The organism is Variovorax humicola (assembly GCF_037889915.1).
Classification (GTDB): Bacteria; Pseudomonadota; Gammaproteobacteria; order Burkholderiales; family Burkholderiaceae_C; genus Variovorax; species Variovorax humicola.
This window is the reverse complement of sequence record NZ_JBBKZV010000008.1, coordinates 40511-67065: the sequence shown is the minus strand read 5'-3', so window position 1 is coordinate 67065 and position 26555 is coordinate 40511. Positions and strand designations below refer to the sequence as shown.

General features: G+C 67.0%; 24 protein-coding genes. 6 read left to right on the top strand and 18 right to left on the bottom strand.

The genetic code is table 11. The annotated features are described in order from the left end of the window. Positions 1 to 8 precede the first annotated feature (8 nt). A complete protein-coding gene (locus WKW80_RS15550; protein WP_340364473.1) occupies positions 9 to 803 on the bottom strand; it encodes a TetR/AcrR family transcriptional regulator in 795 nt (264 codons plus the stop codon). Between the two features lie 98 nt (positions 804 to 901). Here WKW80_RS15550 and WKW80_RS15545 point away from each other — a divergent pair, with 98 nt between their 5' ends. Further along, positions 902 to 1822, top strand: a complete 921-nt coding sequence (locus tag WKW80_RS15545) for an aminotransferase class IV (RefSeq protein WP_340364472.1) — start codon at positions 902 to 904, stop codon at positions 1820 to 1822. Positions 1823 to 2298: 476 nt separating this feature from the next. On the opposite strand, the gene WKW80_RS15540 is transcribed toward WKW80_RS15545, so the two are convergent. The 14 genes from WKW80_RS15540 to WKW80_RS15475 form a co-directional block, all read right to left on the bottom strand. Further along, the gene (locus WKW80_RS15540) at positions 2299 to 3768 is read right to left on the bottom strand and encodes an MFS transporter (protein WP_340364471.1); all 1470 of its coding nucleotides are present in this window, start codon (positions 3766 to 3768) and stop codon (positions 2299 to 2301) included. A 46-nt stretch (positions 3769 to 3814) separates the two neighbouring features. Next, positions 3815 to 5926 carry a penicillin-binding protein 1C gene (pbpC, locus tag WKW80_RS15535; protein WP_340364601.1) on the bottom strand — a complete coding sequence of 704 codons (2112 nt, stop codon included), beginning with the start codon at positions 5924 to 5926 and terminating at the stop codon, positions 3815 to 3817. A 121-nt stretch (positions 5927 to 6047) separates the two neighbouring features. Next, positions 6048 to 6329, bottom strand: a complete 282-nt coding sequence (locus WKW80_RS15530) for a DUF2277 domain-containing protein (protein ID WP_340364470.1) — start codon at positions 6327 to 6329, stop codon at positions 6048 to 6050. 20 nt (positions 6330 to 6349) lie between these two features. Beyond that, on the bottom strand, positions 6350 to 6682 hold the full coding sequence (locus WKW80_RS15525; protein ID WP_340364469.1) for a DUF1161 domain-containing protein: 333 nt from the start codon (positions 6680 to 6682) through the stop codon (positions 6350 to 6352). Further along, a complete protein-coding gene (locus WKW80_RS15520; RefSeq protein WP_340364468.1) occupies positions 6679 to 7509 on the bottom strand; it encodes an SRPBCC domain-containing protein in 831 nt (276 codons plus the stop codon). The genes WKW80_RS15525 and WKW80_RS15520 overlap by 4 nt, the downstream gene beginning before the upstream one ends. Positions 7510 to 7533: 24 nt before the next feature. Continuing rightward, entirely contained in the window at positions 7534 to 7944 is a 411-nt protein-coding gene (locus WKW80_RS15515) for a PaaI family thioesterase (protein WP_340364467.1), read from the bottom strand. 275 nt (positions 7945 to 8219) lie between these two features. Beyond that, positions 8220 to 8423, bottom strand: a complete 204-nt coding sequence (locus tag WKW80_RS15510) for a hypothetical protein (RefSeq protein WP_340364466.1) — start codon at positions 8421 to 8423, stop codon at positions 8220 to 8222. 37 nt (positions 8424 to 8460) lie between these two features. Continuing rightward, positions 8461 to 9453: a formimidoylglutamase gene (gene hutG, locus WKW80_RS15505; RefSeq protein ID WP_422822912.1), complete on the bottom strand. Its 993-nt coding sequence runs from the start codon at positions 9451 to 9453 to the stop codon at positions 8461 to 8463. Between the two features lie 13 nt (positions 9454 to 9466). Next, positions 9467 to 11164 (bottom strand): urocanate hydratase, encoded by a 1698-nt coding sequence (gene hutU, locus WKW80_RS15500; protein WP_340364464.1) that lies wholly within the window; start codon positions 11162 to 11164, stop codon positions 9467 to 9469. 27 nt (positions 11165 to 11191) lie between these two features. Beyond that, complete coding sequence (locus WKW80_RS15495; RefSeq protein ID WP_340364463.1) at positions 11192 to 11896, bottom strand: ABC transporter ATP-binding protein; 705 nt, start codon at positions 11894 to 11896, stop codon at positions 11192 to 11194. Further along, entirely contained in the window at positions 11889 to 12683 is a 795-nt protein-coding gene (locus WKW80_RS15490; RefSeq protein WP_340364462.1) for an ABC transporter ATP-binding protein, read from the bottom strand. The genes WKW80_RS15495 and WKW80_RS15490 overlap by 8 nt, the downstream gene beginning before the upstream one ends. Continuing rightward, entirely contained in the window at positions 12680 to 13558 is an 879-nt protein-coding gene (locus WKW80_RS15485; RefSeq protein WP_340364461.1) for a branched-chain amino acid ABC transporter permease, read from the bottom strand. Before WKW80_RS15485 ends, WKW80_RS15490 begins: the two co-directional genes overlap by 4 nt. Positions 13559 to 13567: 9 nt before the next feature. Continuing rightward, on the bottom strand, positions 13568 to 14428 hold the full coding sequence (locus WKW80_RS15480; RefSeq protein WP_340364460.1) for a branched-chain amino acid ABC transporter permease: 861 nt from the start codon (positions 14426 to 14428) through the stop codon (positions 13568 to 13570). Between the two features lie 11 nt (positions 14429 to 14439). After that, positions 14440 to 15600 carry an ABC transporter substrate-binding protein gene (locus tag WKW80_RS15475; protein WP_340364459.1) on the bottom strand — a complete coding sequence of 387 codons (1161 nt, stop codon included), beginning with the start codon at positions 15598 to 15600 and terminating at the stop codon, positions 14440 to 14442. A gap of 175 nt (positions 15601 to 15775) precedes the next feature. Between WKW80_RS15475 and hutC the strand changes: the two genes are divergently transcribed. Continuing rightward, positions 15776 to 16489 (top strand): histidine utilization repressor, encoded by a 714-nt coding sequence (gene hutC, locus WKW80_RS15470; protein WP_340364458.1) that lies wholly within the window; start codon positions 15776 to 15778, stop codon positions 16487 to 16489. A gap of 129 nt (positions 16490 to 16618) precedes the next feature. Here the strand turns inward: hutC and acs are convergent, their stop codons facing one another. After that, positions 16619 to 18604 (bottom strand): acetate--CoA ligase, encoded by a 1986-nt coding sequence (gene acs, locus WKW80_RS15465; protein WP_340364457.1) that lies wholly within the window; start codon positions 18602 to 18604, stop codon positions 16619 to 16621. Positions 18605 to 18724: 120 nt separating this feature from the next. Continuing rightward, on the bottom strand, positions 18725 to 20371 hold the full coding sequence (locus WKW80_RS15460) for an acyl-CoA synthetase (RefSeq protein WP_340364456.1): 1647 nt from the start codon (positions 20369 to 20371) through the stop codon (positions 18725 to 18727). Positions 20372 to 20522: 151 nt separating this feature from the next. On the opposite strand from WKW80_RS15460, the gene WKW80_RS15455 reads away from it, so the two are divergent. From WKW80_RS15455 to WKW80_RS15440, 4 genes are all read left to right on the top strand, one after another. Beyond that, positions 20523 to 22484, top strand: coding sequence for a hybrid sensor histidine kinase/response regulator (locus WKW80_RS15455; protein ID WP_340364455.1), 1962 nt, complete (start codon positions 20523 to 20525; stop codon positions 22482 to 22484). Between the two features lie 182 nt (positions 22485 to 22666). Beyond that, positions 22667 to 23413, top strand: a complete 747-nt coding sequence (locus WKW80_RS15450; protein WP_340364454.1) for a response regulator transcription factor — start codon at positions 22667 to 22669, stop codon at positions 23411 to 23413. 183 nt (positions 23414 to 23596) lie between these two features. Continuing rightward, positions 23597 to 23905 (top strand): DUF485 domain-containing protein, encoded by a 309-nt coding sequence (locus WKW80_RS15445; RefSeq protein ID WP_340364453.1) that lies wholly within the window; start codon positions 23597 to 23599, stop codon positions 23903 to 23905. Next, positions 23902 to 25632 (top strand): cation acetate symporter, encoded by a 1731-nt coding sequence (locus WKW80_RS15440; protein ID WP_340364452.1) that lies wholly within the window; start codon positions 23902 to 23904, stop codon positions 25630 to 25632. Before WKW80_RS15445 ends, WKW80_RS15440 begins: the two co-directional genes overlap by 4 nt. 379 nt (positions 25633 to 26011) lie before the next feature. Here the strand turns inward: WKW80_RS15440 and WKW80_RS15435 are convergent, their stop codons facing one another. Further along, complete coding sequence (locus WKW80_RS15435) at positions 26012 to 26554, bottom strand: cysteine hydrolase family protein (protein WP_340364451.1); 543 nt, start codon at positions 26552 to 26554, stop codon at positions 26012 to 26014. Between the last annotated feature and the right edge of the window lies 1 nt (position 26555).

Genomic DNA, 26555 nt, shown 5'->3' with positions numbered 1-26555 from the left:
AGCAACGATCATGCCGACCGTGCGGCGGCGCGCAATGCCCGGCTGCGGGATTCCAGCCCGCGCAGTACCACGTCGACCCATGCCGCAAAGCCGCTGTCGAGTGGCTGCGTCTTGCCGCTCGACCAGCGCAGCAGGAAGGCGCGGTTGCGCAATGCGTCGAGGTTGCGCCAGAGGTGGGGATGCTGCGCGTGATCAACCGCATCGAGCCGTGCCCGGCAGGCGGCTTCCCAATCGGCCGTGTCGTCGGGTGGCGCGCTCGACAGTTCCAGCGTCGCAAAGCCGCACATCGCGGCGATGACGACGTTGAAGGCATCGACCAGCGCCTCGCCTTCGAAGCGCGCGTCTTCCAGCGCGGCCACCACGTGCTGCAGCAGCGGTGCATCGAAGGCTGCGTTGTAGGCCAGTTCGCTGGCCACGGCCGGTGCCAGGTGGGGATGCTGCCGCAGCGCCTCGCGAAACCGTTGCAGCACCGCCTGCAGGCGCACCTGCCAGGTTCCGTCGGGCAGGCCGGTTGCGACGTCCGAAAGGGCCAGTGCGATGGCGCCGGAGACCAGCGCATCGCGGCTCGGAACGTGCCAGTAGATCGCGGCCGGAAACACGCCGAGTTCCGTCGCGAGTTCACGGATGTTGAAGGCGGCCAGGCCCTTGCGATCGATGAGTGCGAGGGCCGCCTGCAGGATGCGCTCGCGCCCCAGCGCCGGGGTGCCGCCATTGGCCGCGTCCTGCTTGCGCGGGCGACCGGGGCGTGCACGTGGGGGTGGCGGGGCCTTGCTGGGTGCGGCGGGCTTGCGCGGGCTTGGCATCGGAGGATTCTAGGCGCCTTGATCGCTGTTCAATTTAAATTGAACGTCGTACAATTAATTATCCGAATCGTCGTGCCAGCCCTTCGAGGAGTTGTTCCATGCCCGTTCCCGCCACCCCGCCCGCCGGCCAGTTCGACGGCGGGTGCGTCTTCATCGATGGCGCGTACGCGCCGCTGTCCGAGGCCAGGATTTCGTTGTTCGATTGGGGCTTCACGCGTTCCGACGTGACCTATGACGTCGCCACGACGTGGAAGGGCAGCTTCTTCCGGCTCGACGCGCACATCGATCGCTTCTTCAGCAGCTTGCAGAAGATGCACTTGGCCATCCCGTATTCGCGCGACGAGTTGCGCGAGATCCTGCACGGCTGTGTGCGCGCGGGCGGCCTGCAGGATGGCTACGTCGCCATGGTCTGCACGCGCGGCGTGCCACCGCGCGGCGCCCGCGATCCGCGCATGGCGCAAAACCGCTTCTATGCCTACGCGCTGCCTTATGTGTGGATTGCGTCGCGCGAGAAGCAGTTGTCCGGCATCGACCTGCACGTCAGCGAGCGGCAGCGCATTTCGCCTGCGTCGGTCGACCCGACGATCAAGAACTACCACTGGATGGACCTGGTGCAATCGATGTACGACGCCTATGACCGCGGCCACGACACCAGTTGTGTGGTCGATGCGGAAGGCAACGTCACCGAAGGCCCCGGCTTCAACGTCTTCGCCGTGAAGGACGGCCGGGTCTTCACCGCCGGCCGTGGTGTGCTCGAAGGCATCTCGCGCCGCACGGTGCTGGAGTTGTGCGGCACGCTGGGAATTCCGTTGTGCGTGGGGCCGTTGTCGGTCGATGCGTTGCGCGGCGCGGATGAGGTGTTCCTCACGTCGAGCGGCGGTGGCGTGCTGCCGATCGGCAAGATCGACGGCAAGCCACTGCCGCCGTTCCCTGGTCCGATCACGACGCGGCTATACGACGGCTATTGGGCGCTGCATGATGACCCGGCCTACAACGACCCGGTCGACTACGGCGCCTGATATTCCACATCAACGCTGCACCGAGCTTGTTGCTGCGGGTCCCTTGTGTGGGGGGCGGGGTGCCAGGATTCGGGGCGCGTGCCGAGGGCACTGGGTATCCCCCTCCGCGAATGTCCCCCGCCTTCGGCTCCTCCTTTATTTCGCTGCGGGGGACACCCAGCACCCTCGGCACGTGGAACGGTCGGTGGTAGCGGCCGATCAACGACTGCACGTCTGGATCACGTCGATGGTGTGCTCTGCGCAGCGAAATAAAGGAGGAGCCGGCAGCCGCAGGCTGGCGGCGGGGGACATTCGCGGAGCAGAGTACGCCGTCGGCGTGATCGCGCCCCGAACAGAGTACACCGTCGGCGTGATCGCGCCCTGAGCGGAGCACGCCGTCGGCGTGACCGCGCCGCGAATCAAGCGCTCCACGCACGCCGCATCGAGGCGAGAGTCAAGTCTTCATCCTGCAGTCAGTTGGCAAGGTACGTTCGATGTCAGCGTGACGGCGCCTCGCGCATGCTGCCGATCAAGCCGCCCTTGGGCAACATCAACGACAGCGCGATGGTGCCCAGGCTGAACAGGAGGAGGGCCGAGAACGTGAGATGCAATGCGCCGCCCAGCGCCAGCCGCGTCGCCGAATCGGCCGCGGCCTGCACCGTCGAATCGCGCAGCAATTGACGAAGCTGGTCTTCCGGAATCGCCTGGCCTCCATGGAGCCGTGCCAGTCCGAAGTTGAACACCGCGCCAAAGAACGCGGCGCCCAACGCGCTACCCAGGTTGCGCGAGAAAACATTCGAAGCCGTCGCGCTGCCGCGCTGCGCAACGTCGACCGACTCCTGGATGATGATCAGCGAGCACAGGCTCAACAGCCCCATGCCCAGCCCCAGAACGAATGACCCGAGCCCGGCCACCATCGGCGAGTCGCCGGACCTCAGCAAGGCGAATGCCGACGCTCCCAGCGGCAGCAGCACCCCGCCCACGATCATCAGCCTCCAGAGCCCGAAGCGAAGGAAGGTGCGCGAAGCCAGCGTCGCCCCGACCGGCCAGCCCAGCATCACCATCGTGAGCGTCAGCCCCGCCACCACCGGCGTCTGGCCGAGCACCACCTGCACGTACATCGGCACGAAACTCGTGACGCCGATCAATGCCATGCCGCCGATCAACGCAGAACCATTGACCGTCGCGATGACGCGCCGGCTCCAGAGCTGGAACGACACCATCGGATCGACCGCGCGACGCTCCTGCGCAATGAACAGCAGCGTGACGATACCGAACGCACCGGCCCATGCCCACGCGACTTCGTGCGCTCCCAGGCCGAATTCGGTGAGGCAGATCATCAGCGCCGCGATGCCGGCGGTGAAGAGGATCGCGCCGATGACGTCGATCGATGCGCGCCGGGCCATGGGCGCCTCCCGCAGGAACAACCAGAATCCCGCAGCGGCCGCAATGCCGATGGGCACGTTCATCCAGAAGATCCAGCCCCACGACAATTTCTGGACGATGAGCGCGCCCACGACCGGACCCACCACGGCCGAAGTCGCCCACACGCTGGCGAGATAGCCCTGCACCTTGCCACGCTCGTGCACCGGGTACAGGTCGCCGACGATCGTCAGTGACGTTGGCTGGATCGCGCCTGCGCCGATGCCCTGGAGCAAACGGAAGGCGATCATGGCCGGCATCGACCATGCGAAACCGGCCAGCACCGAGCCGACGAGAAAGATGCCGATGCCCGCGAGCATCACCGGCTTTCGTCCATAGAGATCGGAGAGCTTGCCGAACACCACCGTCATCGCGGTCTGCGCAAGCAGGAAGGATGCGAACACCCAGCTGTAGAGGCTCAGGCCGCCCAGGTCGGAGGCAATCTGGGGCATGACGGTGGAGACGATGGTCGCTTCAATGGCGACCATCGCCATCGAGGCCATCACCGAAGCGATGACAAGCGGACGGTGGGTGGCGTTATTCATGTTTTGCCGATGATCGGCGAACACCGCCACCCACGCCGGCGTGGGGTCAAGAGGGCGGCCTTGACTTGACGCCGGCGCCGCGCACTTCAATGCGCAACTGGTCGAGCACCTCGCCGCGCGCGTCGACCAGCTGCACCACATGGCGCCCGGGCCAGGGGAACCATTGCGCGCGATTGCCGCGGCCGATGCTCTTGCCGTCGACGCGCCATTGCGCCGCCTGGCCCTCGGCCTCGAAGCTCACGCGTTGGCGATTCGGCGGGATGTCGGGGTCGAGCGCAACGATGGTGCCGTCCGCGGGCGCGGTGATGCGCGCGACTGCGCGGACCACGGCGCTCGAAGATGGCTCGACCGCGAACAGCGGTTGCTGCGTGCCCGCGATGAACCATTCGTCGCGCGCCGCCTCCAGCGCATCGCCGAACGTCACGTGCGTGCGGACCACGCCGCGCGGCGGCGACGGCGCCCGGCTCGGCTCTGCACGGTGCAGGAAGCCCATCACCTCGGCCCAAACCGGCGCCGCGCCGCTGGTGCCGCTCACGTCCCACATCGGCGCGCCGCTGGCGTTGCCGACCCACACGCCGACCGTGTAGCGCTGCGACCAGCCGACCGCCCAGTTGTCGCGCATGTCCTTGCTGGTGCCGGTCTTGACTGCTGTCCAGAACCGAGTGCCGAGCACGCTGTCCAGCCCGAAGGTGCGCGCACGCGCATTCGGATCGCTGAGGATATCGCCCACGATGAACGCCGCGCCCTCATCCACGGCTTGCTGAGCGGATGGGGGCGACTGAGCCTGCATCAACTCCCGCGTCGGGCCGTAGCGCCCCCCGTTCGCCAGCGTCCGATACCCGTTCGTCAACGCCAGCAGCGATACCTCGGCGCTGCCCAGCGCCAGGCTGTACCCGTAGTAGTCCCCGCTCTCTCGCAACGGCATTCCTGCCGCTCGCAATTGCCGCGCAAAGGCTTCGGGTGACACCATCACCAGCGTGCGCACTGCCGGCACGTTGAGCGATGAAGCCAGTGCGGTGCGCACGGACACGTAGCCCTTGAACTGATGGTCGTAGTTCTGCGGAATGTAGAGCCCGCTGGCCGTGCTGATCTGCGCCGACGAGTCGTCCAGCAGCGATGCCGCGGTGAGACGCCGCTGCGCGATCGCCTGTGCATACAACAGGGGCTTCAACGTGGAGCCGGGCTGCCGCTGCGCCAGCACGCCATCCACTTCGGACGCCTGGCTCAACGGCCCCGACGAGCCGACCCATGCCAGAACCTCGCCAGAGGCGTTGTCGAGCACGACGAGCGCGCCGTCTTCCACGTGGCGCCCGCGCAGTTCGCGCAGATGGCGCTGCAAGGTGCCGAGCGCGAAGCGCTGCAGCGGGGCGCGCAGGGTCGCACGGATGCTCTGCGCGCCATTCGCACGCTTCGCCACGCGACGCCCGAGGTGCGGCGCAATGCCTTCGCTCGCATCGAACACGCGCCGCTGCAGGGCCGCGCTGGCGAACATGTCCATCGCATCGCAATCGGCCTTGCCGGCTTGCGTGGCATCCATCGTCCGCAAGACCTCGCAGGCACGCGGGGCCACCTGCGCCGGCAGGGCGTTGGGCGCGCGAACCAGCGCGGCGGCCAGTGCCGCCTCGCGCGTGTCGAGTCCGCTCGGCGCCTTGCCGAACAGCGTGCGCGACAGCGCGTCGATGCCGACGAGCTCGCCGCGAAACGGCACGGTGTTGAGGTATGCCTCCAGGATCTGGTCCTTGCGCCAGCTGCGTTCCAGCCGTTGCGCGTCGATGGTCTGGCCCACCTTCTGCGACAGCGTACGTCCGCCGGCGGCCTGCCGCAATTCGTCGTCGAGCAGGCCGGCCAATTGCATGGTGATGGTCGACGCTCCGCGCGTGCGGGTGTTCCACAGGTTGCCCCAGGCGGCCGCCGACACAGCGCGCCAGTCGACGCCGCTGTGCTCATGGAAGCGCTTGTCTTCCGACAGCAGCATCGCACTGCGCAAGGCCGGCGACACATCGGCCAGCGCCACCCACTGCCCGCGCCGCACGGTGGCGTCGGTGCGCACGCGCTGCAGGAGTTCGCCGTCGCGGTCGAGCACGCGCGTGTCGGAAGGGTGGAAGTCGCGCCTGACTTCGTCGAAGGTGGCGACAGCCCATGCGGAGCCGGCTGCCATCGACGCCAGGGCGATGGCGAAGGCATGCACGTACGACACCGCCCTTGGCGGTACGCGATGCTGCTTCGCGCCGCCGGTGCAGCGACCTTCGAGTGGAAGCGTCGCGCGCGCCATGGAGAAATCAGGCGCGCTGGTTGTTGCCGAATCGCTCCGCAGACCGGGCCTTGGCGCGCTGCGCCTCGATCGCGCGGTCGCGTGGCTCGGCGGTGGTCACCAGCGACTGGATCAGCGTGCGGGCCGTGGCCGCGACCTCTTCAACCGCGCGATCGAAAGCCTCGGTGTTGGCCTTCGAGGGCACGGTGAACCCGCTGAGTTTGCGGATGAACTGCAGCGACGCGTCGCGTATCTCCTGCTCGGTGGCGGGCGGCTCGAAGTTGAAAAGGGTTCGAATGTTTCTGCACATGGCAATACCACTTGCTGTTTTTACCGATCGGCAACGCGCTTCGTGCAATCGGGGCCGCTGAAGCCTTGCCTGCATTCGGTGAGCACTGCCGGCCCGGTGATGGTGCGCGAAGCAGCGCCGGTACTCGCAGGGGCACCCGCCTGGTACAGGATCTTGCTGTTGCCGTTGTCGCACGTGCCGACAACCCGGCCCGGCAGGAGGGCGGCTGCATTGGCCACCGTCAACGAGAAGTTCGCAACGCCACCTGTCCTGAACTTTTGATCGATCTCGGCTTTCAGCGCGTCGCAGGTGATGGCATGGCTCGAAGCCGATGCGGCGAACGACAGCGCAAGTACTGCAACGGGCCGGATCATGACGCCCCCTGTGGGTTGATCGAGACGTTGGCCACTTCCGCAGCCAGTCGATCGAGATTCTGCTCGTTGGCTTCGGTCACGATCCCGGCAAGGCGCTCCCGCTCTTGCGCCGTGTCGAAGATCTGGCGCCAGGTCACTTTCGTTCGCTTGTCCTGATCGGCGAGGGTGATGACCAGGACGAAGTGATGACTGCCGAGGTGCTCGATCACGACGCGCTTGGACGGCGTGATTTCCACGAACACCGACTCGTTGGGATAGGTGGTTCCGTCCGGTCCGTGCAGGTCCAGGCGCCATGCGCCGCCGTTGCGGAAATCGAAATCATGGAACGTGCTGGTAAAGCCCCTGGGGCCCCACCAGCGCGTGAGATGGGTCGGGTCGCCGATGGCACGGAACACCCGATCGCGCGGCGCATCGATCACGCGCTCGTGAAGGAAATCGCGCCTCGGCGGCCGCGCATAGCTCACCGTCAGCATCTCCCACTGGTGGCCGTCGGGCTCGTTCCAGTAGATCATCCGGCCGCCGTAGTCGGTGTTGATCTGCATGTTCATCGGGCCGGTCACGGTGCTCCTGTACGGAATGCCCGCAGCCCGGATGCGGCCGAGGATGGCGTCGAACTCGTCTTCGCCGACCCGGAAGCAGAAGTGGTAGACCGGAAAGTCTTCATCGGTGTCGATGAAGTCGAGCGTCAGGCCGTCATTGACAAAGACGGGCGAGAACGGACCGAGCGAAGTTTCAGCCCAGGGCACGCCGAGCAGGTCGGCCAGTCGTTTTGCCGAGGCGAGCTTGTGGCGCGTGGGGACGATGGTGTGGTCGAGTTCGATGGGCATTGCAGGTCTCCTGGGCGGCGCGCATCAACCGGCGCCGTCGAGTACCAGTTGCGTCTGCGTGATGACCGCGCACAACTTGCCGTCGGCGTTCTTGATGGTGGTCTGCCACACCATTGTCGTGCGGCCGCGGTGCAAGGCGACGCTCTCGCCAGTGACCATTGTGCCGACGCGGGCGCCTGCGATGAACTTGGTGCTTGAATCGGTGGTGGTCGTGCGCTTGCCGGCTGCCAGGTTCACCACCGTGCCGACGGCGCCGAGGGTGTCGGCAAAGGCCATGTAGGCGCCGCCGTGCAGGATGCCGCCGGAGGTGCACAGGTCGGGCCGGACTTCCATCGTCGCGACGACACGGTCAGGCGCGACCTCGGTGAGCTTGACGCCCATGAGGCCGGGAAAAACGGGGTCCAGAAAGTTTTGCAGCGCGGCAAGGTCGAGCATCAGTTCTCCTCGGTGAGTGACCGGGTCGTGAAGACGCTGTTCGGGTCTTCGAGGTAGTCGCCGAATGGCGAACAGTATTTGAAACCGAAGCCGGCGTACAGCCTCCGAGCCGGTGCCGGAAGGCGGCCATTGCGCCACGATCAGGCCCAGGGTACGCCGGAACGCAGTGCCATTCGTCGTTGTCGATGATGCAGAAGCGCACCGAGCGGTTTCGTGGGCCGGTGAGTGATTGCATGCGTGTTTATAGCAACTCGGCCAGCAGCGGGGGAGGCGGGTCAAGGCTCCGGCGCCGAGCCCGGTGCGCCAGTCGCAAAGGCCAGCGTGGCCGCTGCGGACAACGAGGCGCTGCAGGCGTCGGCGCCGGCCTTCCTTGCCTGCAGCAGCTGGGTTTCAAACGCCGAGTCGCAGAACGACTTGGTGCGCTGGGAGCGCCGCTGCTGTTGATCGCGCGCAGCGCCTGCGAGGCGCTCGCCTGTCAATGCGCGCAGCTGGCGTCGGCTGGGATCTCCGATGCTGCTACGGACTTCCAGGTTCGGCGGCAACCTCTGCGACAACCCGCGCGGCAAGTCGCGCGGCGACGCGCGCGGTGTGCGCATCGATGTCGAATGCGGGGTTCATCTCGGCGATGTCCGCGATGCGCAGCTTGCCTGATCGCGCAACGGCATCCACGATGGATTCGACGAGTTCGAGCGCAACGCCGCGCGCGGCCGGTGCGCTGACACCGGGTGCCACCGAAGCCGGCAGCACATCGAGGCAGAGGGTGAGGTAGACGTGGTCCACGCCGGCCATGAATGCGGCGAGTTGTTCCAGCGTCTGCGCAAAGTGCGGCGCACCCATGTCCACGTCGCGCCGCCACACCGCACCGAGCGATCGCGCGCGGGCGAAGAGCGCCTCGGTGTTGGCGAATTCGCTCACGCCCAGGCAGCAATAGTTGAAGGGCCAAGCGCGCGCCGCGCAGTCTTGCGCGATCTGCCGGAACGGTGTGCCTGAACTTGCGCGGTCGGCCATGCGCAGGTCGAAGTGAGCGTCGAGGTTGATGATGCCGATGCGCGGGGCCGGCGTGCCGTCTTCGGCGTGCCTTCGGGCGAGGTGCCGCGCCAGGCCGCCGAAGCTGCCGTAGGCCATCTCGTGGCCGCCGCCGAGCACGAGCGGAAACAGGCCGCGGTCGAGCAGGCTGTCCAGGGTCGAGGCCAGCGCCTCCTGCGCCTGTTCCAGGCCATCGTCGCCGCAGGCGGTTGGATGGCATCGAACATCGCCGGCATCGAACAGGCGCATGCGCCCGCGCATCGGCATGTTGGACAACATCGCGCGGATCGCGGCCGGCCCGTCGCCAGCGCCGGTACGGCCGTGGTTTCTCGCGACGCCGGCGTCACAGGCGAAGCCAACGAACGCAATGCCATCGGATTCGTCGGCAAGCGGCTTTACGACCTGGTGCCAGCGCCTCCCCAGTTCGCCTTCCGCTTCGTCGACGCGCCCTTGCCAGGTTGCCATGTCAGGTTGGATTCGCATGCGATCAATGACCTCAGCGGACCATCGGCAGCTTCAGGCCCTGCTTCTTCGCCGTGGCGATGGCCTGCTCGTAGCCTGCGTCCGCATGGCGCATCACGCCCGAGCCGCAGTCGTTGACCAGCACGCGCGCCAGGCGCTCGGCCGCCGCATCGGTGCCGTCGGCCACGATCACCATCCCCGAGTGCTGCGAATAGCCCATGCCCACCCCGCCGCCGTGGTGCAGGCTGACCCAGGTCGCGCCGCCCGCGGTGTTCAGCAGCGCGTTCAGCAGCGGCCAGTCGCTCACCGCATCGGTGCCGTCCTTCATCGACTCGGTCTCGCGGTTGGGGCTGGCCACCGAGCCGGTGTCCAGGTGGTCGCGCCCGATCACGATCGGCGCCTTCAGCTCGCCGTTCTTCACCATCTCGTTGAACGCCAGCCCGGCGCGGTGGCGCTCGCCCAGGCCCAGCCAGCAGATGCGTGCCGGCAAGCCTTGGAAGGCGATGCGCTCGCGCGCCATGTCCAGCCAGCGGTGCGTGTGCTTGTTCTCCGGGAACAGCTCCTTGATCTTGGCGTCGGTCTTGTAGATGTCTTCCGGATCGCCCGACAGCGCCACCCAGCGGAACGGGCCCTTGCCCTCGCAGAACAGCGGCCGGATGTACGCCGGCACGAAGCCGGGGAAGTCGAAGGCGTTCTTCACGCCCATGTCGAAGGCGACCTGGCGGATGTTGTTGCCGTAGTCCACCGTGGGAATGCCCATGCTCTGGAAGTCGAGCATCGCCTGCACGTGCACGGCGCAGCTCCTGGCGGCCGCATCGGTGAGCCTGGTGTGCTGCGCCGGATCGCGCTGCGCGGCCTTCCACTGCGCCACGCTCCAGCCCGCGGGCAGGTAGCCGTGGATCAGGTCGTGCGCGGAGGTCTGGTCGGTCACGAGGTCGGGCTTGATGCCGCCTGCCTTCGCGCGCTTCACGAGCTCGGGCAGGATCTCGGCCGCATTGCCCAGCAGGCCGATCGAGACCGCTTCCCGGGCCGCGGTGTGCTGCCGGATGAGCTCGATCGCGTGGTCGATGTCGCGTGCCTGCTTGTCGACGTAGCGCGTGCGCAGGCGAAAGTCGATGCTGGACTGCTGGCATTCGATGTTCAGCGACACCGCGCCCGCGAGCGTGGCGGCCAGGGGCTGTGCGCCGCCCATGCCGCCGAGGCCGGCCGTGAGGATCCACTTGCCCGCGAGGTCGCCGCCGAAGTGCTGGCGGCCGGCCTCGACGAAGGTCTCGAAGGTGCCCTGCACGATGCCCTGGCTGCCGATGTAGATCCAGCTGCCGGCGGTCATCTGGCCGTACATGAACAGGCCCTTGCGGTCGAGCTCGTTGAAGTGCTCCCAGTTGGCCCACTTGGGTACGAGGTTCGAATTGGCGATGAGCACGCGCGGGGCGTTGGGATGCGTCTTGAACACACCCACCGGCTTGCCCGACTGCACCAGCAGCGATTCGTCTTCGTTCAAGTCCTTGAGCGAGGCCAGGATCTGGTCGTAGCAGGCCCAGTCGCGCGCGGCGCGGCCGATGCCGCCGTAAACGACCAGGGCTTGCGGGTTCTCGGCCACGTCCGGGTCCAGGTTGTTCTGGATCATGCGGTAGGCCGCTTCGGTGAGCCAGTTCTTGCAGGTCAGCTGGGTGCCGCGCGGGGCGCGGATCACGCGGGTCGGGTCGATGCGGGGGTCGATGTTGCTGGTCATGAGGGTTCTCCTTGGAGGGTGAATCGGTCAGTGCAGGCCGAGGTAGGCCGCGGTCAATGAAGGGTCGTTGCGGGCATCGGCGGCGCTGCCGCGCCAGACGGACTGCCCGGATTCGAGGACGCAGACATCGTCGGCGATCGAAAGCGTGCGTTCGGTGTTCTGTTCCACCAGCAGCACGGTCATGCCTTCGTCGCGCAGCTTGTGCAGCGCCTGGTAGCACAGGTCGATCACCTTGGGCATGAGGCCGAGCGAGAGCTCGTCGATCATGATCAGGCGCGGGCGCGTCATCAGCGCGCGGCCGATGGCCAGCATCTGCTGTTCGCCGCCCGACAGGTTGCCGGCCAGCGAGGTGAGGCGCTCGGCCAGGCGCGGGAACAGCGAGAGCACGCGGTCGCGGTCTTGCTGGTACCAGCTCGCGGGGTGGATCACGCCGCCCACGCGCAGGTTGTCTTCGACCGTAAGGTCCTTGAACAGGCGCCGGCCTTCGGGCGAGATGGCGATGCCCTTGCGCACGCGCTCGGTGGCGGGCATGCGGCCGATGTCCTGTCCGTCGAACAGCAACTGGCCGCCCTGCAGGCCCACGTGGCCGGCGACGCACATCAGCGTGGACGACTTGCCCGCGCCGTTGGCGCCCAGCAGCCCGGTGATGGTGCCGGGGCGCAGCACCAGCGAGAGCCCGTGCACGGCGCTGAAGGCGCCATAGCCGCAGGACATCTGTTTCAGCTCAAGCATGTTCCTCCTCCTTCACGGCCGAGGCCGACAGGTTGTCGCCACCGAGGTAGGCGGTGCGCACTTCGGGGTCGTTCATGACGGCGCGGGGCTCGCCGTCGGCGATCCTGCGGCCGTTGTCCAGCACCACGAGGCGCTGGCATACGCGCATGACCTCGCCGAGGTTGTGCTCGATGAGCACGATGGTCACGCCGCGCCGGTTGATGTCGACGATGGTGTCGGCCAGGGCGTTGGCTTCACGCGAATTGAGGCCGGCCAGCGGCTCGTCGAGCAGCAGCAGCTTGGGGTTCAGCGCGAGCGAGCGTGCCATCTCCAGGCGCTTGAGCACGCCCAGCGGCTGGGTGCCCGGCAACTGGTCGGCGCGTTCGGCGATGCCGACGCTCTGCAGCATCTGCAGGGCGCGCGCCTTTTCGTCGGCCTGCGAGACGTGCATCAGCGAGCGCAGCGGCGACAGCGTCTTGTGCGCGCCGGCAGCGAGCGCCACGTTGTCGATCAGCGAGATGTTGCGCAGCGGCTTGACCAGTTGCTGCGACAGCGACAGCCCGCGGCGGATGCGCCGCTCGATCGGCAGCGCGTCGAGCCTCTCGCCCGCCAGCGTCACGTTGCCGGTGTTGGCGCGGACCACGCCGGTGATGGAGCGCAGCATCGTGGTCTTGCCCGCGCCGTTCGGGCCGATCAGGCCCAGCAGCTCGCCGGGGTAGACATCGAAGGACACGTTGTCGATGGCGGTGAGGCCACCGAAGCGCACCGTGATGCCGGAGACGCTCAGCAGGGGAGTCTTCGGGGTCATGGGCGCACCTCCAGGGCCTTGGCGGCAGGGGCGGCCTTGAAGGCCTTCTCGCGCAGCGCATCGATCATCCCGGCCAGGCCGCCTGGAGAGAACCGCATCATCAGGAACAGCAGGCCGCCGTACACCAGAAGCTTGTAGTCGCCGATGAACTGGAACCAGCCGGGCAGGGCGGTCAGCGTCGCCGCGGCCACCGTCACCCACAGCACCGAGCCGATGCCGCCGACCACCACCATCGAGAGCACGGTGATCGATTCGGCAAAGCCGAAGCTGTCGGGGCCGATGAACTTCAGGTTCTGCGCATACAGCGCGCCAGCCGCACCGGCCAGCGCCGTGCCCACCGCGAATGCCGCCAGCTTGTAGCGCGGCACGTCGATGCCGAGCACGCGCATGGTGTCCTCGTCCTCGGCGATGCCGTTGAAGACGCGGCCCATCCAGGAGCGCTGGATGTACAGGCAGAGTGCCGCGGTGAGCACAGCCAGCACCAGCACGAGCACCAGGAACGCGGTCTTGTCGAGACCCGAGCCCGGAAAGCCCGAGATGCCCATTTCACCGCCCAGCCACTCCTGCTGGCGCACCACGCCGATGAACAGGAAGCCCACGCCCATCGTGGTGATGGCCAGGAAGTCGGCCCGCACGCGCAGCGAGGCCAGCCCCACCACCACGCCGAGCGCACCGGCCAGCAGCATCGACAGCGGAATGGTCGCGAAGAAAGGCAGGCCCGCCTTGCTGAGCATGGCCGACACGTAGGCGCCGAGCCCGAGGAAGGCCGCGTGGCCCAGGCTGATCTGGCCGCAGAAGCCGGTGATCAGGTTCAGCGACAGCGCGAACAGCACGCTGATGCCGATCGTGGTGAGCAAAGAGATTTCATAGTCCATGACGGCTCCTCAGCGTTTGGCGAACAGACCCTGGGGCCGCGCCATCAGGACCAGGATCAGGAAGGCGAAGGCGATCGCGTTGCGGTCCAGCAGCTTGCTCAGGTAGGTGGTGCCGAAGGATTCGACCAAACCGAGCACCAGTGCAGCCAGCAGCGTGCCGCGCACCGAGCCGAGGCCGCCCAGCACGATGATGGCCAGCGCCTTGTACGAAGGCACGCTGCCCATCGTGGGCTCCACCAGGTTGTTGAGGATGGCCACCCACACGCCGGCGAAGCCCGCGAGCGCCGAACCCACGAGGAAGTTCAGGTCGCGCACCGTGTTGAGCTTGATGCCGAAGGACTCGGCCATCTGCGGATCGGACACCGTCGCCTGGCAAGCCACGCCGATGCGCGTGCGTGTCTGCAGCCAGCCGAGCAGGGCGATGATGACCACGCTGCTCAGCATCACGGCCAACTCGGCCTGCTTGAACTGCAGGCCGCCCACCGACACCTGCGCCTGCAGCGGCGGCTCGGTGAAGGACAGGCCCGAGGCGCCGAACACGATGCGGAAGATTTCTTCCGAGGCGATGTAGAGGCCGATGGAGGCGATCAGTGCCACATAGGCCGGCTTGTTCAGCAGCGGCTTGTAGGCCAGCCGGAACATGGCCACGCCGCCCAGCCCGGCGAGCGCCATGGCGACCGCGAAGGCCAGCAAAAGGCTGCCGGTGGCGTTGCAGACCAGCACCCCGAGGTACGCGCCGAGCGTGAACAGGGCGGCGTGTGCCACGTGGAGGATGCGCAGCAGGCCGTAGACCAGCGTCAGCCCCAGCGCGATCAGCGCGTAGAGGCTGCCCTGCACCAGGCTCTGGGCGACCAGTTCGATGAAAAGCATGGGGCGCCCGTTTACTGGCCGCTGGACTTCGACGGCGGCGCCAGCAGCACCGCGTCCGAGATCACCGAATGGCGATGGAAGGCCTTGTCCTTGACCACCTGGACCTGGATGTCCTTCTTGACTTCATGCAGGTCGTTGAACGAGAGCTTGCCGATCGGCGTGTCGAAGGTGCCCGCGGCCATCGCGTCGCGCAGTGCCTCGCCGCCCTTGCCGCCGGTCTTCTGCAGGCCTTCGATCATCACGTTGGTGGCGGTGTAGGTGGCCGCGGCGACCATGTCCGCGCCTTCCTTGGTGGCCTGCTTGAAGTCGGCCAGGAAAGCCTTGGTCGCGGGGTTGGTCGAATCGCGGTCGAGCGAGGTGGTCACCAGCACGCCTTCGGAGGCGGCACCGGCGATCTCCATGAACTTGTCGGAGTCGTAGCCTTCCTGGCCGATGATCGTTGCCTTGACGCCGGCGGCGCGCAACTGGCTGACCAGCGGGCCGGCGGTATAGAAGTAGCCGCTTGCGTAGATCACCTCGGGCTCTTGCGACTTGACCTGCGACACCAGGGCGCCGAACTGTCGGTCCTGGATGCTGTACTCGTGTTCGCCCGCGATGGTGAGGCCGAACTTGGCGGCGCCTTCCTTGAACCCGACCGCCAGCGACTGGCCGAAGTCATTCTTGACGTTGATCAGCACGACCTTCTTCTTGCCCAGGTCGTTGACCAGCTTGGCGCCCGCACGGCCCTGCACCTCGCCCATGGCCGAGACGCGAAACATGTAGTCGCCGGCACGCGTGATGTCGGGGTGGATGGCGTAGGCGGTGACGTAGGGCACCTTGGCTGCCTGGAACACGCCGGCCGAAGCGCGGGTCGAGCCCGAGTAGGAACCCGACACTGCCCCGACCACCTTGTCTTTTTCGATGAGCTTGGTGGCCGTGGGCACTGCTTCCTTCGGCGAGGCCTGGTCGTCATAGATCACGAGGTCGAGCTTCTCGCCCTTGACGCCGCCCTTGGCGTTGGCCTGCGCCACGGCGAGCTTGGCTCCCTCCAGCGCCGACTTGCCGTCCGCCGCGGCAAAGCCCGTGAGCGGGACCATCAGCCCGATCTTGATGTCGGCATTTGCCGTCGTCGTGCATGTGGCTGCAGCGGCCGCCAACGTCAATACCCACCCGTTCAGCTTGAAATCAGACATGTCGTAATTCCTGGTTGCGATTGAAGAAAGGAGGCTCGATCCGGGATTGGTGTCGAGCGGCGATCTGGGTTGAATGTACTTGTCTAGACATGTTCGATCAAGCGCAATGGATCGGTATTAACCCGCATTCACAGGTTTTCTTGTCTAGACAAGATCGCTCATGTAATCTCGACCCATGAACTTCGAGCAACCCGCGCCCGCCTATGCCAAGGTCAAGGCATTCCTCAAGGATGGCCTGGCAACGGCCAAGTGGCCGCCAGGCGCCCTGATGCCTTCGGAGGCGGAACTGGTCAACCGCTTCGAGGTGAGCCGCATGACGGTCAATCGCGCGATGCGCGAACTTCAGTCGGAGGGGCTGCTCCAGCGGATCCAGGGCGTGGGGACTTTTGCGGCGCAGCCCTATCGCGCGTCATCCACGCTGACCATCCGCGACCTCCACACCGAGATCGCCGAGCGAGGCCGCAAGCACCATGTCGAGGTGCAATTCGTGCGCGAGGAGAAAGTCGGCGCAGGCATGGCCCAGCGACTCGGCCTGCCGATGGGCAGCCGCGTATTCCACTCGCTGATCGTGCATTTCGAGGACGGCCTCGCGCTGTTGTGCGAGGACCGCTATGTCAATCCGGCGGCCGCGCCGGACTACCTCGGTGTCGACTTCAACCAGATCACGCCGACGCAGTACCTGCTTTCAGTGGCGCCGCTGTGGGAGGCGCAGTACTCGATCGAGGCGAGCAAGCCCACCGCCAAGGAGGCGCGCCTGCTCGGCATCGACCCGCAGGAGCCCTGCCTGGTGATCGTGCGGCGCACGGAGAGCCAGGGCGCGCCCGTCACGCTGGCGCGCCTGGTCCATCCGGGAACGCGCTACACGCTCGAGGGTTCGTTCAAGCCGTAGGGTGGGCCACCCCCGAAGCGCCTGCGGCGCATCCCCCTCGATCCCCTCGAGGGGGCGCACCCGGCGGCGGCCCGGCAAGGCAGGTTCCACGGGTGCCCACGAATTCACTTCGCAGTAGGGGTTCCGGATTCAATACACCTGCCCCAACTGCTCCAGGATCGCCGGGTTCTCCAGCGTCGAGGTGTCCTGCGTCGAGGTTTCGCCTTTGGCGACCGAGCGAAGCAGGCGCCGCATGATCTTGCCGCTGCGCGTCTTCGGCAGGTTTTCCGCGAAGCGGATGTCTTTCGGCTTCGCGATGGGGCCGATTTCCCGGGCAACCCAGGTGCGCAGTTCGCTGGCGATGGCGGTGGCCTGGTCGCCGACGGGCAACGCGCCCTTGAGCACCACAAATGCGCAGATCGCCTCGCCGGTGGTGTCGTCGTGCCGGCCGACCACGGCCGCTTCGGCCACCAGCTCGGTGCACGACACCAGCGCGGATTCGATTTCCATCGTGCCCATGCGGTGCCCGCTCACGTTGAGCACGTCGTCGATGCGGCCGGTGATGGTGAAGTTGCCTGTCTCGGCATCGCGGATCGCGCCATCGCCGGCGAGGTAGTAGCGGCCCTGGAAGTCCTGCGGATAGTAGCTCGACTTGAAGCGCTCCGGGTCGCCCCAGATGGTGCGGATCATCGCGGGCCATGGCTTCTTCACCACCAGGATCCCGCCCTGGCCCCAGGGGACGGGGTTGCCGGCCTCGTCGACCACGTCGGCGCTGATGCCGGGGAAGGGCAGGCTGCAGGAGCCGGGCACGAGGTCGTGGACGCCGGGCAGCGGCGTGATCATGTGGCCGCCGGTCTCGGTCTGCCAGAAGGTGTCGACGATAGGGCAGCGGCCGCCGCCGATGTGGTCGTGGTACCACTGCCAGGCAGCCGGGTTGATGGGCTCGCCCACCGTGCCGAGGATGCGCAGGCTCGACAGGTCGTAGTTGCGCGGATGGGCCGCCGGCGTGCTTTCCGCCGCCTTGATGAGCGAGCGGATGGCGGTAGGCGCCGTGTAGAACACCGTCACCAGGTGGTCCTGGATCATTCGCCAGAAGCGGCCGGCGTCGGGGTACGTGGGTATGCCTTCGAAGACCACTTCGGTTGCGCCGAGCGCCAGCGGGCCGTAGGTGATGTAGGTATGGCCGGTGACCCAGCCGATGTCTGCGGTGCACCAGAACACGTCTTCGGGCTTGAGGTCGAAGGTCCAGTAGCAGGTCAGCGCCGCATGCAGGAGGTAGCCGCCGGTCGAGTGCTGCACGCCCTTGGGCTTGCCGGTGGAACCCGAGGTGTAGAGCAGGAACAGCGGATGCTCCGCGCTGACCCATTCGGGCTCGCAAGTCGTCGGCTGCACGGCCAGCAGGTCCGCCATCCATTGGTCGCGCGGCGCCTCGAACGGCACCTCGGCACCGGTGCGCTTCGTGACCAGCACATGGCGCACGCTTTCGCAGCCGCCGAGCGCCAGCGCCTCGTCGACGACGGCTTTCAGCGGCAGGTGCTTGCCACCGCGCACCTGCTGGTCGGCGGTGAGAACCACCACCGCGCCGGTGTCGGCGATGCGGTCGCGCAGTGCCTGCGAGGAGAAGCCGCCGAACACCACCGAATGGATTGCGCCGATGCGCGCGCAGGCCTGCATCGCGACCACGCCGTCGATCGACATCGACATGTAGATGACCACGCGGTCGCCCTTCTTCACGCCGATCAGGCGCAGCGCGTTGGCGGTGCGGCAGACGCGCTCGAGGAGGTCGGCATAGGTGACCTGGGTGACGGCGCCGTCGTCGGCCTCGAAGACGATCGCCGTCTTCTGCCCGAGGCCGCGCTCGATGTTGCGGTCGAGGCAGTTGTAGGAGGCGTTGAGCGTGCCGTCCTCGAACCACTTGTAGAAGGGCGCGTTGCTGTCGTCCAGCACCTTGGTGAAGGGCTTCTTCCAGGTGATGAACTCGCGCGCCAGGCGGGCCCAGTACGCCTCGTGGTCGGCCTCCGCTTCCGCGACCAGGCGGTCGTAGGCGGCGCGGCCGGAAACATGCGCATTGCGCACGGTTTTCTGCGAAGGCGGATAGGTCGTGGGGGTCGCGACCGGTGTCGTTGCGGTGTGCATGGGGTACTCCTTGAACGCGATCAGAAATGGCTGCCGCCGTAGGTGCCGATGGCGGTGCGGGCGGCGACGACGATGAAGACTTCGGGCTGGGAACTCATGGCAAGGTCCTCGTGGGTTGGTTCATTCGATGGCGCTGGCGGACTGCACGCGGTCGCGCAGCAGGAATTTCTGGATCTTCCCGGTGGAGGTCTTGGGCAATTCGCCGAACACAATGCGCTTGGGCACCTTGAAGCGCGCCAGCAGCGGACGGCAGAAGGCGAGGAGTTCGTCCTGCGTCACCGTGTCGTTGCCTGGCTTGAGCTCGACGAAGGCACAGGGCACTTCGCCCCATTTCCGGTCGGGCTCGGCGACCACCGCGGCGCTGAGCACGGCAGGATGGTGGTGCAGCGCGTCTTCCACCTCGATGGACGAGATGTTCTCGCCGCCGGAGATGATCACGTCCTTGCTGCGGTCCTTGATCTTCACGTAGCCGTCGGGATGCCGCACGCCGAGGTCGCCGGTATGGAACCAGCCGCCCGCAAAGGCTTCCTCGGTGGCGCCGGGGTTCTTGAGATAGCCCTTCATCACCGCATTGCCGCGGAAAAAGATCTCGCCGATGGTCTCGCCGTCGGCCGGCACCTGGGTCATGGTCGCCGGGTCGAGCACGGTCACCGCCTGCTGCAACGGATAGGGCACGCCCTGGCGGCCGTTGAGGCGGGCGCGCTCCTCGACGGGCAGGCCTTTCCATGACTCCTGCCTGGCGCAGATGGCCGACGGGCCGTAGACCTCGGTCAGCCCGTACACATGGGTGATCTCGATGCCCGCGGACTCGCAGCCCTCGATCACTGCGGCCGGCGGCGCCGCACCCGCGACCAGGCCCTGTACCGTGTGGCCGATGCCGGCGCGCAGTTCGGCCGGCGCACTGATCATCATGCTGTAGACGATCGGCGCGCCGCACATGTGGGTCACGCGGTGTTCGCGGATGAGCGGATAGATGAGGGCAGGGTCGACCCGGCGCAGGCACACGGCAGTGCCCGCCACCAGCCCCAGCACCCACGGGAAGCACCAGCCGTTGCAGTGGAACATCGGCAGCGTCCATAGGTAGACCGACTGGTCGGGCATGTTCCAGGCGAGCGCGTTGCTGGCCGAGTTGAGGTAGGCGCCACGGTGGTGCGTCACCACGCCCTTGGGGTTGCCCGTGGTGCCGGAGGTGTAGTTGAGGGCGATGGCATCCCACTCGTCGGCGGGCAGCTGCCAGGCGAAGTCCGGATCGCCGCCGGCCAGGAAGTCTTCGTAGCTGATTTCGCCGAGCCGCTGGCCCGCGGGCGCCGCTTCGTCCTCGACCTCGATCACCAGCGGGCGATGGGTGCCCAGCGTGGACAGCGCCTGCGCCACCACGCCCGAGAATTCGCGGTCGGTGAGCAAGACCTTGGCCTCGCCATGCTGCAGCATGAAGGCGATGGCCGGCGCATCGAGCCGCGTGTTGAGCGTGTTCAGCACCGCGCCGCTCATCGGCACGCCGAAGTGGGCCTCGAACATGGCCGGCGTGTTGGGCAGCATCACCGCCACGGTGTCGCCGGGGCCGATGCCGCGGGCCGCCAGCGCGCTGGCCAGCCGACGGCAGCGGATATAGGTTTCGGCCCAGGTCCGGCGTTCGTCGCCGTACACGACGGCGATGCGATCGGGATACACGTTGGCCGATCGCTCGACGAAAGACAGCGGGGAAAGCGCCACGAAGTTCGCGGCATTCTTGTCGAGTCCCATGGCGTACGGATTGATGTGGGTCATGTTGTCTCCGGGCGGGCAGTGGTTCAATGGCCGCCCAAGCATCGGCGATGAACGTTTCACCAGTCGGCGCGAAAGATGACGAATGTTTGCAAGCCCTGGGCTATAAACCGCTTATTGGCGACCGCTGCACCGACAAACAGCCGGAGACCCCTTGAGAGACAACGACTTCGCTGCCGCAGAGACGGCACCGCTGGCCCGCTACCAGACCTTGCAAGCCGGTCTCGACCGGCTCGACCAGGGACTGTCGATCTTCGACGCCGACCTGCGGCTGGTGGCGTGGAACCGCGCCTACGAGCGGCTGCTGGATTTCCCCGAAGGCATGGCGCGCATCGGCACGCCCTTCGAAACCTTCATCCGCTACAACGCCCGTCGCGGCGAATACGGCCCGGGCGACCCCGAGGCGCTGGTGGCCGAGCGCGTGGCGGCGGCCCGCGCCTTCAGGGCGCACGACATCGAGCGCACTCGCCCTGGTGGATGCGTGATCCACATCCACGGCGAGCCGCTGCCTGGGCACGGCTTCGTCACGCTGTACTCCGATGTCACCCCGCAGCGCCGTGCCGAGCGCACGATCCGCGAGCAGAACGCCGAGCTTGAAAGCCGCGTGGCTGGGCGCACCGCCGAACTGGTCAGCAGCGAGCAGCGCATGCGGCTGGTGATGGACTCGATTCCGGCGCTGGTCGCGTATTTCGACCACCGCCGCGTCTACCGCTACTTGAACCGCGCCTACCACGACTGGTTCCACATCGACGTCACGCGGCCCGAAAGCGTCAGCGCCCGGGCCTTCCTGGGCGACGAGGTCTATGCGGTGGTCAAGCCGCACGTGCTGCGGGCGGTGGCGGGTGAATCGGTCACCTTCGAGTACGAATTGGTCATCCACGCCGGCGAGCGCCGGGCCGTGCGCACGTCGCTGGTCCCGGAGCGTGCGGCCGACGGCACGGTGGCCGGCTGCTTCGAGCTGACCTTCGACATCACCGAGCAAAGGCGTTCCCAGGAGTTGCTCGCACGCACGCAGAAGCTGGAGGCGCTGGGCCACCTCACCGGTGGATTGGCGCACGATTTCAACAACATCCTCACGGTCGTGATCGGCAATCTCGCGGCGCTGAGGGACGCGCATCCGGACGACCCCAACGTGCCCGAATACATCCAGCCTGCGCTCGATGCCTCGCGGCGCGGCGCCGACCTGGTGAAGGGGTTGATGCGCTTCGCGCGCCGGCAGCCGCTGCAGGCGGGCACGGTGGATGTCGCGGCGCTGCTGCGCGCGGTCGAAGGGCTGGTCAGGCACTCGCTGCCCGAGCGCATCCACCTGCGCGTCGACGCGGGGGCGCAGCCGCTGGACACCTGGATCGATGCGGCCCAGCTCGAACAGGCCATCCTCAACATGATCCTCAACGCACGCGACGCCATGCCCTCTGGCGGCCGGGTCACGCTGCGCGCGCGGCCGGCGCACCTGGACGCCGATGCCGCCGACGCGCTCCAGACCGCACCGGGCGACTGCGTGCGCATCGACGTGCAGGACGACGGCTGTGGCATGGACGCCCGCACGATGGCCCACATGTTCGAGCCGTTCTTCACCACCAAGCAGCCCGGCAGCGGAACCGGCCTGGGCATGGCGATGGTCTACGGTTTCATCAAGCAATCGGGCGGCGCGATCGACGTGCAGAGCCTGCCCGGCCGCGGCACCACGATTTCGCTCTGGCTGCCGGCGAGCGAGCGCGCCGACGTCCACCGGCCCGGCCCAGCGGCTGCGTCCGAAGCACCGGGCCGACGCGGACTGGCGCTGCTGGTGGACGACGACTCCCAGGTCCGCCGCGTGGTGCGACGCGTGCTGCTCGACATGGGGTATGCGGTGCTCGAGGCGGACAGCGGCGTCGAGGCGCTCGCCCTGCTGCGGCAGACGTCCGACATTGCGCTGCTGCTGTCCGACGTTGCAATGCCGGGCGGCGTCGACGGCCGCGAAGTCGCTGCTACCGCGCGCCAGCTGCACCTTGCGCAGGCGGTGGTGCTGATGAGCGGCAATGCCGCCGGCGAGCGCGCCGTGGCCGGCGTGCCATGGCTCATCAAACCCTTCACCCCCGCGCAACTGGCCGACGCGATCGAGGCGTCCCGCGCATGAGTGCCGCCCGGCCGCCCGAAGGCACTCGCACCGCCGCGCGCAGCGTGGAGGTCATCCAGTGAGTGCCGCCCGGCCGCCCGAAGGCACTCGCACCGCCGCGCGCAGCGTGGAGGTTATCCAGTGAGTGCCGCCCGGCCGCCCGAAGGCACTCGCACCGCCGCGCGCAGCGTGAAGGTTATCCAGTGAGCACACACGCATCCCACCCCCAGCGCGACGAGAGCGCGCCGCGTTCCCTGGTCTTCCTGATCGAGGACGATCCGGCCGTCACCAAGCTCGTGCTGAACGCGCTCGCGGAATTCGGATTCAACGCCGAAGGCTTCAACACGGGCGCCGCCATGCTGCGCCGCATGCAGACCGAAAAGCCCGACTTGTGCATCGTCGATCTCGGTCTGCCGGACATGGACGGCATCGACCTGGTGCGGCGCATCACCGCACAGACCAGCGCCGGCGTGCTGATCCTCACCGGCCGCGGCCATACCGCCGATCGCGTGATGGGCCTCGAACTCGGCGGCGACGACTACATGACCAAGCCCTTCGAGTCCCGCGAGCTGGTGGCGCGGGTGCGCAGCATCCTGCGGCGGCGGATGGCCGCGAACGGCGCGGCCGGCGCGCAGCAGCGGCGCTATGCGTCGTTCCTCGGCTGGCGCATCGACTGCGCCGCCAACATCCTGCGCGCGCCGGACGGTACGGAACATCTGCTGGGCACCGCCGAGACCCAGGTGCTGCGCTGCTTCGTCGAGCGACCCCACCAGATCCTCACCCGCGAACAGCTGATGGGCGCGCGCGACCTGCTGCCCACCGACCGCAGCATCGACGTGCGCATCTCGCGCCTGCGCCGCAAGATCGAGGTCGACCCGCATGACCCGGTGATCATCAAGACGGTCTATGGCGCGGGCTACATGTTCGCCGCGGCCGTCACTTGGGGGTAGGGCCTGTCGCCGTTGCCTGCTCTCGTCGTGTAGCTGCCTCCGATTGCATCGCATTCGCTCGAATGCAGTGACCCACCTGCGCCGCGATATTCCCGCAATGTGACGAATGTTTGCGTATTCCCCCGTGCCTGGAGCCGACATCCCAGAATCGCGCCGAACCCCCCATCCACCGGAGACAAGCTTATGCGTGATCCCATCGTTGAAAAGATCCAGTCGAACCCCCTGTATCTGGAGTTACGCCGAAAACGCAACAAGTTCGGTTGGCTGCTCACGGCGCTGATGATGGTCGTCTACTACGGCTACATTGCGCTCATCGCCTTCGACAAGCCCTTCCTGGCCCGGCCGATCGGCGCAGGCGTCACCACCATCGGCATCCCGATCGGCCTCGGCGTGATCGTCTTCACCATCGTCATCACCGCGATCTACATTCGCCGCGCGAACGGCGAGTTCGACCGCCTCACTGCAGAAATCCTCAAGGACGCAAAGCCATGACCCGCCACCGCATCCAATCCTTCATCGCGACGGCGACGCTGCTCGCCGGCAGCGCGGCGATGGCCGCGGGCGGCGATGTCGGCCAAGTGGACAAGCAACCGACCAACTGGATCGCCATCGCGATGTTCTCGGGCTTCGTGCTGCTCACCCTGTACATCACCAAGTGGGCGGCCGGCAAGACCAAGTCGGCGGCAGATTTCTACACCGCGGGCGGCGGCATCACCGGCTTCCAGAACGGCCTGGCAATCGCCGGCGACTACATGTCGGCCGCGTCATTCCTGGGCATCTCGGCTGCCGTGATGGCGACCGGCTACGACGGGCTGATCTATTCCATCGGCTTCCTGGTCGGCTGGCCGGTCATCACCTTCCTGATGGCGGAGCGCTTGCGCAACCTCGGCAAGTTCACCTTCGCCGACGTGGCGGGCTACCGCTTCCAGCCCGGCCCGATCCGCGCCTTCGCGGCCTCCGGCACGCTGGTGGTGGTGGCGTTCTACCTGATCGCCCAGATGGTCGGCGCGGGGCAACTCATCAAGCTGCTGTTCGGGCTTGACTACATCGTGGCCGTGGTGATCGTCGGCGTGCTGATGATGGTGTACGTGCTGTTCGGCGGCATGACCGCCACCACCTGGGTGCAGATCATCAAGGCGGTGCTGCTGCTGGCGGGCGTGACCTTCATGGCCATCATGGTGCTGGCGCAGTTCGGGTTCAGCCCGGAAGCGCTGTTCGCCAAGTCGGTGGCCGTGCGCACGCAGATCGCGGCCAATTCCGGCAAGAGCCCTGAGGAGGCCTCGATCATCGGCCTCAGCATCATGGGCCCGGGCGGCTTCGTGAAGGATCCGATCTCGGCCATCTCCTTCGGCATGGCGCTGATGTTCGGCACGGCCGGGCTGCCTCACATCCTGATGCGCTTCTTCACCGTGCCCGATGCGCAGCAGGCGCGCAAGTCGGTGTTCTGGGCGACGACCTGGATCGGCTATTTCTACCTGCTGATCTTCATCATCGGCTTCGGCGCAATCACGCTGGTGCTGACCAACCCCGAGTTCGCGGACACGGCAACGGGCACGATCAAGGGCGGCGGCGGCGCAGCCAACATGGCGGCGGTGCTCGTGGCCAAGTCGGTCGGCGGCAACGTGTTCTTCGGCTTCATCTCGGCGGTGGCCTTCGCCACGATCCTCGCGGTGGTGGCCGGCCTCACGCTGTCGGGGGCCTCGGCGGTCTCGCATGACATCTACGCCACGCTGGTCAAGAAGGGCAAGGCCGACAGCGCGGCCGAGCTGAAGGTGTCGCGCATCACGACGGTCGGCCTGGGCGTCGTGGCCGTGCTCCTGGGGATTGCGTTCGAGAAGCAGAACATCGCATTCATGGTGTCGCTGGCTTTCGCGGTCGCGGCGTCGGCCAACTTCCCGGTGCTGTTCATGTCGGTGCTGTGGAAGGACTGCACGACGCGCGGCGCGGTGATCGGCGGGTTCCTGGGGCTTGCATCGTCGGTGGCATTGACCGTGGTCTCGCCGTCGGTGTGGGAAGCGACGCTCGGATATCCGAAGGGCTCCGCGCTGTTCCCCTACGCTTCGCCGGCACTGTTCTCGATGGCCATCGGTTTTGCAGGCATCTGGCTGTTCTCGGTGCTGGATCGCAGCAGCCGCGCCGCTTCGGAGCGTGCGGCATTCCCGGCGCAGCAGGTCCGGTCTGAAACGGGGCTTGGGGCTTCGGCTGCGGCACAGCATTGAGGCACTCCCGAAGCGCCTGCGGCGCTTCCCCCTCGAGGGGGCGCACCCGGCGGCCCGGCAAAGCCGGTGGGATGAAACACCCCCGATGCGCCTATGGCGCCTCCCCCTCCAGGGTTCTCCAGGGGGCGCACCCAGCGGCCCGGCAAAGCCGGTTCCGCGGGTGCCCACGAACAGACTTCGCGATGCTCGTCCTGGTTTCATGCGTCGCGGAAACACGCTCCAGCGTCATCGAGCACTGATATGCGCACGGGCGGTCCTCTGAAAGGGGGCTTCGACGACGGCCATGACGCGGATCGGATACGCGTCACGGGCGCTTTCACATGCAAGGCGTCGTCGGCCTCCCGGTGTGAGTGCAGCGCGTACCAGTTCTTCATGCGGTTCACCGCGCGTTGAAGAGTACGGAGTGGCTTGGGACCGTTCGGACCCGGGGTCCGAAGCTCGAAATGTTGGCGAGCGTCGCGTTGTGATGCTGGATGACCTGCCGCGGCGTCACGAAGTCATTGCCCTCGGTCGTATGTGCGTCTTCGACCAGCACGACCGGATAGCCCAGCGCGAGCGCCTTTCGCGTGGTCGTGTCGACGCAGAACTCGGTGTGCATGCCGCAGATGACCAGTTCGCTCACATCGCGTTCCTGCAAGACAGCCTGCAGTTCGGTCCGCAGGAACGAGTCCGGCGTCGTCTTTCGAATGCGAAGGTCGGCAGGTTCTGCGTGCAAGCCTTGTGCGAGTTGCCATTCGCGCGTTTCGAATTTCAGAAGGCCGTCGTCTTCATGCTGGATGAAGATCACCGGAATGCGTGCGGCACGGGCCTTCGCGCAAACCGCGTTGATCCTGTCGATGACCAGCGTCGATTCGAAGGCGTCATGCTCGCCCTCGCACAGCCCCTGCTGGACGTCGATGATGAGGAGCGCCGTATTGTTCATG